We start from the raw sequence: 13,932 nt of genomic DNA on the forward strand, positions 1-13,932 counted from the left end.
TTACGTTTGGCGGGGGCGATGAATATGCGCGCTTTGTACCAGACCAAAGGCCACCATCAAGACCAGCATCGCCGATCCACCATAGCTGACCAGCGGAAGCGGCACACCGACCACCGGGGCCAATCCCATGACCATCGACATGTTGACTGCAAAGAATAAAAAGAACGTGGCACCGATGCCCAATGTTAACAACGATGCAAAACGATCCCGATTGTTCAGCGCCGACACACAGCAAAAGATCAGGATCAACGCATAAAGCGCCAGCAAAGAAATTGCACCGATAAAACCAAATTCCTCGGCCAAAGTGGTAAAGATGAAATCGGTGTGTTTTTCGGGCAGAAAATTCAATCTGGATTGTGTGCCTTGCATGAAACCCCGGCCGGAAAAACCACCCGACCCAAGGGCAATCTTAGATTGCGTGATGTGATATCCAGTGCCAAGCGGATCATTATCAGGGTTCAAGAATGTATCAATCCGGCGGTACTGATAGTCTTTCAGCATCTGCCATGGCATACCGCGCGATTGGATAACGGCAAACACGGTCCCAAAGCCCGACACAATGACCGCCGCGAAATAACCCCAATGCAAACCCGCCAGCCACATGACAATCCCACCGCCCATAATCAGTAAAATGGATGTCCCAAGATCGGGCTGCTTCAGTACCAAAAACACAGGCAATATGATCAAAACCAACGGCACCATCACCCAAAGCGGATGCGAAACTCGATCGACGGGCAACCAATCATAGTAAGCCGCAATCATCATAACCAAAGTGATCTTCATCAATTCGGATGGTTGCAATCGTATAAAACCAAGATCAATCCAACGCTTTGCACCCATGCCGACATCGCCGTAAAATTCCACTGAAATCAGTAAGATAAGCGAAACAGCATAGGCCAAGCCCGCCATATTGCGCCAAAACCAGATCGGGACCATGGCAACACCGAACATCAGCACAAGCCCCATGACAAACCGTTTCATTTGTGGTTCGGCCCAAGGGCGTATCGATCCACCAGCCACCGAGTAAAGCATCAGGAACCCGACACTGGCCACACTGATCAAAAGCAGCACCAATGGCCAATTCAGATAAAGAATTTTGCGCAGACCCATCGGAACGGTTTTGACATTATGTTCAAGATAACTCATGCGCGATCACTGTCCGTTGTGGTCGGGTTTGTGAAATCGTGCAACTCCATCGCCTGATGTTGTTGCGTAATGCGGTCACGATCTTTGGCAGGATAGGCAGACACCGGCGGAAGTTCACCGTACAAGGCCCGCAAAGTGATATCGCGGCCGATGGGGGCTGCGGCCCGTGACCCGCCGCCGCCATGTTCCACCACCACCGATACCGCAATGCGTGGATTATCAAAGGGGGCATAATTCACCCAAAGTGCGTGATCGCGCCGTTCCCAAGGCAGGTCTTCGTTACGCGTTATACCCTGTCTGCGTTCTTCGGCAGTGATGCGACGGACCTGGCTTGTACCCGTTTTTCCCGCCATCCGAAACGCATCTTCGACAATACGGGATCCATAAGCGGTCCCTTTACGATCATTGGACACAGCATACATGGCCTGACGCACTGCGTTTAGAATAGCAGGATTGACCTGAAGCGGATCAGAATCGGCGATTGGTTGTTCTGCACTGTCCATTGATTTAATCAGACGCGGTTCAATCGCCTGGCCTGTCGCAATCCGTGCTGTCATAACCGCCAATTGCAAAGGAGAGCTAAGTACATAACCCTGACCAATCGCGGCATTGACCGTATCACCTATGCGCCAAGCCTCGTCGCGCACTGACCTTTTCCACGCCTTGTCGGGCGCCAGACCTTCGGCCACGGCAGACATCGGGATATCATGGCGCACGCCAATGCCCATCTTGCGCGCCATCTCGGCGATCTTATCAATCCCGACCCGTTGAGCGATATCATAATAATAGATATCGCAACTTTCCTTAAGCGACTTTTGCAGATCAACATGACCGTGCCCACCACCCTTCCAGCAGTGAAACCGCTGCGTGCCCACCTGCGTATAACCGGGACAATAGACCGTTTCATCAAAATCGACCAAACCCGCTTCAAGGGCGGCCATCGCCGTGATCATCTTGAACGTTGATCCGGGGGGGTAAATATCCTGAACTGCTTTGGATCGAAACGGGCGGTATTTGTTATCACGCAACAAATTATAATTGGCACTGGATATCCCGCGAACAAAAAGGTTCGGGTCAAATGTCGGCGCGGATCCAATGGCCAACAGATCCCCGGTAGCGCAATCCATGACCACCGCCGATGCCGCCTGCCCCTTTAATCGCGCCTGCACATAGTTTTGCAACGACGCATCAATAGTCAGCTGCAGATCCGTGCCTGCATTACCTTCCTTTCGGTCCAATTCGCGCATCACGCGGCCAACGGCGTTCACTTCAATACGTTTTGTGCCAGCAGACCCGCGCAAGCGGCGTTCCAGCTTTGCCTCGACCCCGGTTTTGCCAATCTGAAACCGTGGAATTTGCAACAACGGATCCTGATCATCCAGCCGTTGCAGATCGAAATCGCTCACCGGTCCAACATAGCCGATCACATGGGAGGTATCGTACCCCATTGGATATTGGCGGGACAATCCGACCTCGGCCGTGATACCCGGTAAGGCGGGTGCATTGATGGACACTTCGGCCACGTCTTCCCAGCTTAACCAGTCTTTGATTGTAACAGGTACAAACGGACTGCGTTTTTTGGCATCTGCAATCGTTTCCTGAATCTCTTCTTCGCTGAGCGGAACAATAAGGGACAACCGTTTCAGAACCTGTTCCATGTCACCGGCATCTTCGCGCACCAGCGTAATGCGATAATTCTGTTCGTTCATCGCAAGTGTGACGCCATTACGATCAAAAATCAGTCCCCGCGCTGGCGGAATCAAACGCATGTTGATCCGGTTTTCATCTGCCAAAAGCCGAAACTGATCGGCCTGTTCGATCTGCAGTTGACGCATGCGCCAACCCAAGGCCCCCAGGACAGCCACCTGTACCCCACCCAGGATCAGCGTACGCCGGGTGATGTTTTGAACGCTGGTCGCAGTATCTTTGGCAGATCGCTTCATAGCCGCCCCCTGCCTTCATCCAACTGACCCGGCATCACCGACCGGATGCCGAAAACGGCTTGGGTTACAAAAACAACCAGTGGATAGATAACAATCGTCGATACGGCTTGAAGGAACAAAAGCCAGAAATCAGGGGGCGTGATTACTGCGACAGATGAAAAAATGCGGTACATAATGGCGATGGCAAAAATGACCCCGGCCACAGTCAGATATTCCACCAAAAAAGGGGCCCCGCGCAGCTCCATGACGCGGCGGCGCAGGAACTCTGTCCCGATAATAACCACTGCTGCATAAAGCCCAGGGGGGCGCTGCAGCAAAAAATCTGCCAGTAAAAAGACCGCACCGATCAGCATAACAGGCACATATTCCGGTTTGCGCAAAACCCAAGCGCATGTGAACGCCAGCAACACATTCGGCGTGGACACAAGGGACAGAACAAAATCAGCTAAAAAGGATTTCAAAACTGCGAATACCAAACCAAACATGGTGGTTGCATTGCTTTCAAGCGATACCGCATTCATCGAAAAGAATTCCGGTGGGACAGTTTGTAATGGCAGAATATTCAGCATGATAATCAGCATCGCCAAACCGAAATACCCCAGCCAGTATATGACAGTGCGGGATGATAACGTTTCCATCACTGGCTGTCCTGTAGCGGAATAATACCGGCGCCCGTTTGTGATGAAAGCGCTGGCGCCAGCATGGCACCTGTATCCGTAATGGGCGCGTTGGGCTGTTTGCGCAATATCCGCAGAAATTTCATACGCTCATAGTCAGCAGCCAGTCGCACACGCAATCTTTGATCCGGGCCTTGCGCGATTTGCCCAACCAGCAAGCCCGCCGGAAACACCCCGCCATCGCCTGATGAAACAACCCGGTCCCCCGGGCGCACCATATCTGGGTCTTCCAGAAATTCGATCAAGGGCGATGCTGCATTGTCGCCCGCAATAATGGCGCGTTGACCGGACGGCTGAATGGTCACGGGGATGCGGCTGTGGCTGTCGGTCAAAAGAATAACCCGCGAGGTCTCGCCTCCGATCCCGGAAATGCGCCCCACCAGACCAACACCGTCCATCGTGGCCCAGCCATCCATAATTCCGTCCCGCGCACCGACATTCAGCAAAACAGACTGCCGGAACGGCGATCCGCTGTCAGCCAGTACAACACCTGTCACATGGGTCAGTTTCGGATCAAGACGCACATTGTTCAGATCACGCAGCTGAGCGTTTTGCTGTTCCAACTGCAATGCCGCTTCTTTCCAGGCTTTCATCTGCTGCAATTCACGCCGCAACTGCTGGTTTTGTTCATAAACCTGCTGATAGCTTTGGAAATCTTTGGCGATATTGACTGTGCCCGTCACAGGCGCCATCGCCCATTCGAAGTTTGGGACAAATCGGTCGGTCAGGTCTGCCCGCAGCCGCTCCACGCGCGGGCTGTCGATCCGCCACAACAAAAAGATGCCCACAAGCAGCATAAAAGTGACCCCGGCCAGCAAACGCCGAAGCGGGCGGAAATACATATCCGATGCACTTTTGTCTTTTGCCAATGCGTTTGTCCCTTAGGGGCTGTGGATAAACACAGTTTAGCCTGTGATACCTGACAAAACCAACTGCAAATCAGCTTTCATAATCAATGACATGGCGCAATTTACTTTCGTATTCCAAAGCTTTGCCAGTCCCAAGCGCCACGCAGTTCAGACTTTCATTGGCCACGGAAATGGCAAGCCCGGTCTGTTCACGCAAGGCCAGATCAAGTTCGCCCAGCAACGCACCACCCCCGGTCAACATCACACCGCGATCCACAATATCGGCGGCAAGATCGGGTGGCGTTGCTTCCAATGCGGTCATCACAGCTTCGCAGATTTGCTGAACCGGTTCGGCGAGTGCTTCGGCGACTTGGGCCTGGCTGATCTCAATTTCCTTAGGCACGCCATTCAACAGATCACGCCCCCGGATTTGCATGCTGGATCCGCGTCCATCGTCAGGCATCCGCGCTGTGCCGATAGATGTTTTGATCCGTTCAGCCGTTGCCTCACCGATCAGCAGGTTCTGCTGACGGCGTAAATAACTTATGATCGCCTCGTCCATGCGGTCACCACCGACCCGGACCGACCGCGCATAAACGATATCGCCCAGCGATAGAACAGCCACTTCGGTCGTACCGCCGCCGATATCGACGACCATGTTCCCAGTCGGATCCGTGATTGGCATACCTGCCCCGATGGCCGCCGCAATCGGTTCGGCAATCAGACCCGCCCGCCGCGCACCGGCCGATAACACCGACTGACGGATAGCGCGCTTTTCAACGGGTGTCGCACCATGCGGCACGCAAACGATGATTTTAGGTTTCGAAAATGTCGTGCGTTTATGGACTTTGCGAATGAAATGTTTGATCATTTCTTCAGCCACATCAAAATCTGCAATGACGCCGTCGCGCATCGGGCGGATCGCCTCGATACTGCCGGGCGTTCGGCCCAGCATCAGTTTGGCGTCTTCGCCGACCGCGAGAACTTTTTTGACCCCGTCTTTGACCTGATAGGCCACAACGGACGGTTCACTGACGATAATGCCCTTGCCTTTGACATATACCAGCGTATTCGCTGTCCCAAGGTCAATCGCCATATCAGACGAAAAGACGCCACCCAATCCGAACATCTCTGCTTTACCTCAATCCACCCGGGCGACTCTGCCCATTTTATACCTGCTGACGCTTCTTATATGCGCGCATGCGGTCCGGGGAAAGGCCTGTCTGGCGGGAAATTGCTGTCATAACGTGACGCTTATCGCGTCGTTTCCTGTGTTGTGCCGCGCAAAAGCGCGACGCGGTGCCTTCGGCGAGAATATTTTTGAGAGTATTCGTAATTCATTGTCGAGAATGTCATTAATCTATCTTGATCAAAATGTGCGACTGAATCAGGTCTTCCAACATTGCCTCAACTGCTACAACACCCCATAGGTTTCGTTAGGACGCGTTTACGAGAATTACCCAGGCGCACGTGTATGGACGGTTTTCGGGAAGCATTGTCCTGACACTCACTCACACTTCTGATCTGAAAAGCCCTCTGGTCTACCCAAATACGTGGTATTTGTGTTTAACAGTGGAAGCTCGATCGCATCGAAGGCGTTTATCATTCTGGTTTCAACAAACGTCTTTCCGATCTCTCCAGTTGGTCCGTGGTAGTAATATGACAAGGATTTTGTTTCCCTTGGTTCGACACCACCCGAAACAGAAAAAGAGCTATCATCCTTGTTGATTGGAACCGACCTACCTTCTTGTTTCAATACGTATTCGAACTGAAATCCGCTAATAGCAAAAGGAAGGTTGTTTGTAATATCAAAGGTCAAGTTATTTGAGAAATCGCCTTTTCCTACGCTGATGTTCGATATTATAATCCGTTCATCCAAGCATTTTTGTTGAGCTAGCAGTACCTCGGCCTTTTGTTGCTTCTCGGCTTCTGCCTTTTCAGCGGCATCGGCTTTGGAAGCTTCAAGAGATACCATTGCTGTTGCTTTCGCTTTCACTTCATCGATGGTAACCTCCGACATCCAATCGCTCATGCCATCATAGAATTTGTCGCCAAGCTGCCCCATTGCCATGAGTTGAGGAAGACCTGGCTTGGCTTCACCAGTAATGGGGTTTTTCTCAATTAGGATCGACAACAAAGCACGCCCAAATGCTTCTTTGTTGGCAGGTGACATATCTTTTGTCACTTCTTCCACGGACTTTTGCATCGTATCGACCGACGAGAAATCTAACTCACTGTCGTTACCCCAAAGCCAAGCAATAGCAGGGCTAGAAAGCATCAATGATGCAATAAGCATAAGTAGTGCAACAATTCTCATCTAAATCTCCAGCAAGCGGAATAGGCAATTCATAAATGCAACTTTGCCATTTTCAGTTGAGGATCAAGAACAGAACATAGCCAACACGCTTGCGCTAGACCTTTACCAACAACTTAATGACATCGTAATCAAATGCATAGAATTAAGTATCAACGTTCCCGCCAAATACTTAATTTTCAGTTAATCGAAAAAATCAACTATGGATTACTGATAAGCATTTTTCGCCAACAAGAAGGCAGATTTGCTATCATCCCGCGTCTTTGTACGTGACGGTCTTGATGTCTTCGTCGGGTTTGCCTTTTTCGCGGCGGACCAGCAGGCGGTTCAGGGCATTGATATAGGCGCGGGCCGAGGCGACGACGGTGTCGGTGTCGGCGGATTGGCCGGTGACGATTTTGCCTGCTTCCTCCATCCGCACGCTGACGGTGGCCTGGGCGTCGGTGCCTTCGGTCACGGCGTGGACCTGGTAAAGCTGCAGCCGTGCGGTGTGGGGGAAAAGCTGTTTGACCGCGTTGAAGGTCGCGTCAACGGGGCCATCGCCCGTCGCGGTGACCTGTTTTTCATCGCCGTCGATGGTCATGGTCAGCTGTGCCTCTTGCGGGCCGTCGGTGCCGCAGATGACACGCAGGGATTTCAGTTGCAGCCGGTCGTGGGCTGTATTGGTTTCCTCATCCCGGATCAGGGCGATCAGGTCTTCGTCGAAGACTTCTTTTTTGCGGTCAGCCAGTGCTTTGAACCGAACAAATATATCCTTCAGCTCATTATCGCCCATCTCAAAACCCAGTTTTTCCAGCTTGTCACGCAGGGCCGCGCGGCCGGAATGTTTGCCAAGGGGCAGGGATGTGCCGGACAGGCCGACATCTTCGGGGCGCATGACCTCAAATGTTTCGCGGTTTTTCAGCATGCCATCCTGATGGATGCCGCTTTCATGGGCGAAGGCATTCTTGCCGACGATGGCCTTGTTGAACTGCACTGGAAAGCCGGAAACTGTCGCCACCCGGCGCGAGATGTTCATGATTTTGGTAGTGTCAATGCGGGTGTCGAACGGCATGATATCATGGCGCACGCGCAGGGCCATCACGACTTCTTCCAGCGCGGTGTTACCCGCGCGTTCGCCCAGACCGTTGATCGTGCATTCGATCTGCCGTGCGCCGCCGTTGACGGCCGCCAGACTATTGGCCGTCGCCATACCCAGGTCGTTGTGGCAATGGGTCGAAAAGATCACCGTGTCGGCATTTTCGACCTCGGCAATCAGGCGTTTGATCAGATCGGCGGATTCCGCAGGTTCGGTATAGCCCACGGTATCGGGGATGTTGATCGTCGTCGCGCCCGCCTTGATGGCTATATCGACGGTGCGCTTCAGAAAATCCCATTCAGTGCGGGTGGCATCCATGCTGGACCACTGCACGTTGTCGCAGAGGTTACGGGCATGGGTGACGCAATCATGGATGCGTTCGGCCATTTCATCCTGTGTCAGGTTCGGGATGGCGCGGTGCAGGGGCGAGGTGCCGATGAAAGTGTGGATGCGGGGGGATTTGGCGTGTTTCACCGCCTGCCAACAGCGGTCGATATCCTTGAAATTGGCGCGCGACAGGCCGCAGATCGTGGCGTTTTGCGCGTTCTTGGCGATTTCCGTGACGGCGGCAAAATCGCCTTCAGATGCGATGGGAAAGCCCGCTTCGATGATATCGACGCCCATGTCGTCCAAAAGGCCTGCGATTTCCAGTTTTTCGTCGTGGGTCATCGTGGCGCCGGGGCTTTGTTCGCCGTCGCGCAGGGTGGTGTCAAAGATCATCACGCGATCTTGGTCGGTCTGTGTCATGGTCGTTATTCCTGAATGTTCCTTAGCTTTATGATCGGCGCGCTGTCACCCCTGAGCGGTCGCGCCGAAAGGCACGCTCAAGGGCGGCTAAGGAGAAGGAGCAGGCCAAGTGCCGCTGCGGCGCGGTTGGCGATATGTGGTGTGCTCAACATGCGCGGCACTATACCGCGGTTTTTACAAATGAAAAGCTGGTTTTCGCAACCGATACATCTATGTGCCTTTGACATGGAAAAGGCATTGATTATCGGCAGCAGCGGCGGGATCGGGCGGGCTTTGGTGGCAGCACTTGAGACGCGGGGCGTTGCCGTCACGGGTTTATCGCGGTCCGGCGATGGGCTGGATGTGACGGATGAGGCATCGGTTGAGGCGGCCCTGGGCTTGCTGACCGGGCCATATGATCTGATATTCGTGGTGACCGGCGCGTTGGAGATTGACGGGGCCGAGCCGGAAAAGACGATCAAGGCGCTGAGCGCGCAGGCGATGATGGATCAGTTTCGGTTGAATGCTGTGGGTCCTGCGCTGGTGATGAAGCATGGCCTTCGGTTGTTGCCACGCGACCGGCGGGCGGTGTTTGCGGCGATGTCGGCGCGTGTGGGCTCGATTGGTGATAATGCGATGGGGGGGTGGTATTCCTATCGTACCGCCAAGGCGGCGCTGAACCAGGTCATTCACACCGGCGCGATTGAGCTGGCGCGCACGCACAAGCAGGCGATTTGTGTCACGATGCACCCCGGCACTGTGGCGACGAAGTTTACCGAAAAATATGCGGGTAGGCACAAGACTGTTCCGCCGGAAGAAGCGGCGCAGAACCTGTTGCGGGTACTGGACGGGCTGACGACGGATCAGACCGGCGGGTTCTTTGACTGGGCGGGAAAAGAGGTGCCGTGGTGACGCGGTTGGTTCTGGTTCTGGGCGATCAGCTGTCGACCGATATCGCGGCGCTGCGCGAGGCGGATAAGGGCTCGGATGTCGTCGTCATGGCCGAGGTGATGGATGAGGCCAGCTATGTGCGCCACCATCCTAAAAAGATCGCCTTTCTATTCGCCGCCATGCGCAAATTTGCGGCACGGCTGCGCGATGACGGCTGGCAGGTGGCCTATAGCCGGTTGGATGACGAGGGTAACAGCCAGTCGATCCCCGGCGAATTGCTGCGCCGGGCCGATGAATTCGACGCCAAGGAAGTGCTGGCGACCGAGCCGGGCGAATGGCGGCTGATCTCGGCCCTTGAGGATATGCCGATCCCGGTGCACCAGTTTCAGGACACGCGGTTCATCGCCTCGCATAAGGAGTTTGAGGACTGGGCCGACGGGCGCAAGCAGTTGCGGATGGAGTATTTTTACCGCGACATGCGCCGCAAGACGGGTCTGTTGATGGATGGCGACAAGCCCGAGGGCGGCAAGTGGAACTATGACCACGACAACCGCAAACCCGCCCCGGATGAGGTTGATTTTGGCGGTCCGATGCAGTTCACGCCCGACGACACGGTCGAACAGGTTCTGGACCTTGTCGAGGCGCGCTTTGGCAATTCTTTCGGCGACCTGCGCCCGTTCTGGTTTGCCACCGATCAGGGGCAGGCGCGGCGGCAACTGACCCATTTCATCAAAAACGCTCTGCCCAAGTTTGGCGATTTTCAGGATGCGATGATGAACGACAACCGGTTCCTGTATCACGGGCTGATCTCGTTTTACCTGAACGCGGGGCTGCTGGACCCGCTTGAGGTCTGCCGGGCTGCGGAAGAGGCCTATCAGGCGGGCGATGCGCCGATCAACGCGGTCGAAGGGTTCATTCGCCAGATCATCGGCTGGCGCGAGTACATCCGCGGTATCTATTTTCTGGAAGGCCCCGACTACCCGCGCCGCAACGCACTGAACCACCAGCGCGGCTTGCCAGATTTCTATTGGGGGGCCGAAACCCGGATGAACTGCATCGCCAAGGCCGTGGAACAGACGCGGGAGGAGGCCTATGCCCACCACATCCAGCGCCTGATGGTGACGGGGAATTTCGCACTGCTGGCGGGGATCAACCCGACCGAGGTCCACGAATGGTATCTGGCCGTCTACGCCGACGCCTATGAATGGGTCGAGGCGCCGAACACCGTGGGGATGAGCCAGTTTGCCGACGGGGGGATCGTCGCGTCAAAGCCCTATGTGTCCAGCGGGGCCTATATCAACAGGATGTCGGATTACTGCAAGTCGTGCCACTATTCAGTCAGTGCCAAAACGGGGGAAAAGGCATGCCCCTTCAACCTGCTCTACTGGAACTTCCTGAACCGCCACCGTGACCGGTTCGAAAACAACCCCCGCATGGGCCAGATGTACCGCACCTGGGACCGAATGGATGAAGACCGCCGCGAAACGGTATTGGCCGAAGGGGATGCGTTTTTGCACAAACTGAACGGGTCGGAAGTTGTTTGAGACGCTAAAGAAATGTCTTACAACTGGCATGTCAAAAAGTTGACAGCTGTCAACTTTTTATGTTTTTTAATCAGTTGGTTATATTAGTTATTAGAGTGTTAATTGTGGATCTGCTTTAAACTGCTGGCAGAAACCGCGGGTGTGTCTAACCTTCCTTGTTTTTACCATCTTTAATGCATACATAAATCTTGGAAAAAATTAAAACAGGTTAGATTTTATGAGGCCCACTGCGTTTTTCACAATACTGACTACAAGTTTTGCCATACTGTCTGCGATCCCTGGCTGGTCACAAGAGACAGCGCAGCTTGTGACCGAAGGCCAGCCGAATTTTGTTTATGGCCAGTTTGAATTGATCACAAATTATCCAGAGTGTTCGGCACCCCACCAGACCGCCTATCGGGTGCCCATTATTGCCAATGACATCAACTATATGATTTATGACGAGAATTCGAATATCAAGGCTGTTGTCGAGAACGGTATTGTTACACTAACCCGCCCCGTTTGCTATACAACCGTTCGGCGCGGAGTTGAAAGCACACACACCCCACTCGACTGCGGGCAAAAGGTCGAAGAGCGTCTGGTTGAGCAAATTGAAAAGCTTGATATGTCGATTTCAATGCAAGGCGAAGTAACGATTTGTCTGTCACCTATGGAATTTCAACTGACCGAAAGTACATGGAAGGTAACTGTCGATAGCTCTGAAGGACAGCGCGTCTTTTCGGCCTTAGATAAAGGTAGCATAGGGGCCCAGAATGTACCTATCGCTTCCTTGGGTGATGAGGGGTCGGCGATATTATTTAAACATCTGCAAAACTGGTATTGGCGCGATATTTTTGAAAATCCAGCAGTCGAACTGATGTTAGACGCGATGCAAACAGACCTTAACATGATACAAGCCACCCTTGGCTGTTTTCCGATCAACACAGAGTTTGATGAGCTTGATGGGCTTTTTCTTGGATCAGTTGCTTATGTTGGGATTGTGAATGATGAACGGCAAACATGTTCTGGGAAACATTGCCAAACAATTAATAGATTAAATGGGCTAAGAGGCCAACTTCAAGCCGCTTATGAGAAGCAGAAAATCTGTCCGATAGAGAAATAATTTAACACCGATCAAGCCCCCTGTTGAGACTAATATAATAAATGACCAGATGGTTCTAAGCATATTTATTCAAGTGAACCTTATCAAAACAATACGGGTGCATTTTATTAGAAATGCGCCCGATTTCAGATAAAGAACCGGATCACATCAGCTGATAGCTGTCGGGGATCAACCCGACCGAGGTCCACGAATGGTATCTGGCCGTCTACGCCGACGCCTATGAATGGGTCGAGGCGCCGAACACCGTGGGGATGAGCCAGTTTGCCGATGGGGGGATCGTCGCGTCAAAGCCCTATGTGTCCAGCGGGGCCTATATCAACAAGATGTCGGATTACTGCAAGTCGTGCCACTATTCAGTCAGCGCCAAAACGGGGGAAAAGGCGTGCCCGTTTATTGGCACGTGACTTCGTAAAAGTCTGCTGTGCGGGACTTTTCTGCCGTTCATCAATCAATGTTCAACGTCCGCTTGCCCAAGAGCAGTGTCATCAAGGCCCACGCAGTTTTGAAGCCAGTGCCTCAGAAAATGCTGCCTCTAGTGGTTCTTTAAGGGACGGAGCCCAGAGCTTGTTTCTTGTTGGCCCTGCAAATTCGGGTTGAAGCATAACAACGTGAACAAGGCTGACCTTGGGTTTCCAGTTGGCATTTTTGAGAGTTTTCATCAGTGCATCTTGGTGGGTTCCACCATCGGCTGTAAGGCTACCATTTACCCAGCTTTGCGATGTGAGCGCTTCAGAGCCTGAGCCCGCAAGCGCCAAATCGATTTGGAAGTCCGCGTATTCTTGACGATGCCAAAGAGTTGGTTGCTCGTCGCCGTCACAAAAGCTCTCCGCAAGGCTCATAAGGCCGCCCGCTGCGATGAAACTTGAGCCATTGAATACAATCTCAAACCCAGGAAAGAGGTGTGACTTTTCGCGAAGGGTAGAACTCAGATACGATTGATCTGGCGGGCATCGGAAGATTTCTTGGTCCAAACGCAAAACCAGTCGGGTACCGCTGCTTTCTTTTGCATTTGTAACGTTTGGTTGTCCGATTGGATTTCCCGCTTCGTAGGCATGCGACCACGTACTTTGGCCGTCAGAAGATACCACCGTGAACTCTGAGCAAAGAGCGTTAACTACTGCCAAACCAACACCGTTGGATACGAGATGCACATGCGGTGCATGACCACTAGCCGTTGCCCCGAAGTGCGCATTCTCAAGAACATATTCTGCCTGCGAACCGTCACCGTTATAGGCACTCACATGAAAGGGCAGTCCTGGTCCGTCGTCCAAGATGGTCAACTCAAACCCATCAAGCTCGACCTCACACCGTGTTGCGGCGTTGGCCAAGAACTGGTCAAGAACGTTCGCTACCAATTCAAAAACGATATGGTTAGCGCCACTCGCGTCGGTTACGTCTCCGATATACATACCGGGCCGTTTTCTTACCGCTTCTCTAAACGTCAGTATTTCCATGAGATTTTTTTACACGCTTTGTCGGCCATACTCTAGTGATAGGATCGAAAAGCCGCCGTTCTCGCGCTTTGCAGCATTGGTCAACTTGGGCTCACTGCTGACATTGGTAGGCAGGTTATGCATTCGCATCAGTGCCAGTCGCACTTGACAGTTGTCCACATAAGAAAGTCCCTCATTTTAGACATATTATCTTTACCAAAAGTCAACTC

General features: G+C 53.0%; 11 protein-coding genes and 1 pseudogene. 4 read left to right on the forward strand and 8 right to left on the reverse strand.

What is annotated here, in order from left to right:
• From rodA to HRQ87_RS04640, 7 genes are all read right to left on the reverse strand, one after another.
• Window positions 1-1,146, reverse strand: a complete 1,146-nt coding sequence (gene rodA, locus HRQ87_RS04610; protein WP_174135732.1) for a rod shape-determining protein RodA — start codon at window positions 1,144-1,146, stop codon at window positions 1-3.
• The gene (gene mrdA, locus HRQ87_RS04615; RefSeq protein WP_174135734.1) at window positions 1,143-3,089 is read right to left on the reverse strand and encodes a penicillin-binding protein 2; all 1,947 of its coding nucleotides are present in this window, start codon (window positions 3,087-3,089) and stop codon (window positions 1,143-1,145) included. The genes rodA and mrdA overlap by 4 nt, the downstream gene beginning before the upstream one ends.
• Window positions 3,086-3,727, reverse strand: a complete 642-nt coding sequence (locus HRQ87_RS04620; RefSeq protein ID WP_174135736.1) for a hypothetical protein — start codon at window positions 3,725-3,727, stop codon at window positions 3,086-3,088. The genes mrdA and HRQ87_RS04620 overlap by 4 nt, the downstream gene beginning before the upstream one ends.
• A complete protein-coding gene (gene mreC / locus HRQ87_RS04625; RefSeq protein ID WP_174135738.1) occupies window positions 3,727-4,635 on the reverse strand; it encodes a rod shape-determining protein MreC in 909 nt (302 codons plus the stop codon). Before mreC ends, HRQ87_RS04620 begins: the two co-directional genes overlap by 1 nt.
• Before the next feature lie 70 nt (window positions 4,636-4,705).
• Complete coding sequence (locus HRQ87_RS04630; protein ID WP_174135740.1) at window positions 4,706-5,743, reverse strand: rod shape-determining protein; 1,038 nt, start codon at window positions 5,741-5,743, stop codon at window positions 4,706-4,708.
• A gap of 378 nt (window positions 5,744-6,121) precedes the next feature.
• Complete coding sequence (locus HRQ87_RS04635) at window positions 6,122-6,931, reverse strand: hypothetical protein (RefSeq protein ID WP_174135742.1); 810 nt, start codon at window positions 6,929-6,931, stop codon at window positions 6,122-6,124.
• Window positions 6,932-7,178: 247 nt separating this feature from the next.
• A complete protein-coding gene (locus tag HRQ87_RS04640; RefSeq protein WP_174135744.1) occupies window positions 7,179-8,753 on the reverse strand; it encodes a 2-isopropylmalate synthase in 1,575 nt (524 codons plus the stop codon).
• A gap of 225 nt (window positions 8,754-8,978) precedes the next feature.
• Here HRQ87_RS04640 and HRQ87_RS04645 point away from each other — a divergent pair, with 225 nt between their 5' ends.
• From HRQ87_RS04645 to HRQ87_RS04660, 4 genes and pseudogenes are all read left to right on the forward strand, one after another.
• Window positions 8,979-9,644 (forward strand): SDR family NAD(P)-dependent oxidoreductase, encoded by a 666-nt coding sequence (locus tag HRQ87_RS04645; protein WP_174136297.1) that lies wholly within the window; start codon window positions 8,979-8,981, stop codon window positions 9,642-9,644.
• Entirely contained in the window at window positions 9,638-11,167 is a 1,530-nt protein-coding gene (locus HRQ87_RS04650) for a cryptochrome/photolyase family protein (RefSeq protein ID WP_174135746.1), read from the forward strand. The genes HRQ87_RS04645 and HRQ87_RS04650 overlap by 7 nt, the downstream gene beginning before the upstream one ends.
• 307 nt (window positions 11,168-11,474) lie before the next feature.
• Window positions 11,475-12,269 carry a hypothetical protein gene (locus HRQ87_RS04655; RefSeq protein WP_174135748.1) on the forward strand — a complete coding sequence of 265 codons (795 nt, stop codon included), beginning with the start codon at window positions 11,475-11,477 and terminating at the stop codon, window positions 12,267-12,269.
• A 158-nt stretch (window positions 12,270-12,427) separates the two neighbouring features.
• Window positions 12,428-12,661 (forward strand): annotated as a pseudogene (locus HRQ87_RS04660) (cryptochrome/photolyase family protein); the annotation flags it as partial.
• 93 nt (window positions 12,662-12,754) lie between these two features.
• Here the strand turns inward: HRQ87_RS04660 and HRQ87_RS04665 are convergent.
• Entirely contained in the window at window positions 12,755-13,723 is a 969-nt protein-coding gene (locus HRQ87_RS04665; RefSeq protein ID WP_174135750.1) for an ATP-binding protein, read from the reverse strand.
• Window positions 13,724-13,932 lie beyond the last annotated feature (209 nt).

Origin of the sequence: Parasulfitobacter algicola (assembly GCF_013315265.1) — a bacterium.
GTDB classification, from domain to species: Bacteria; Pseudomonadota; Alphaproteobacteria; order Rhodobacterales; family Rhodobacteraceae; genus Parasulfitobacter; species Parasulfitobacter algicola.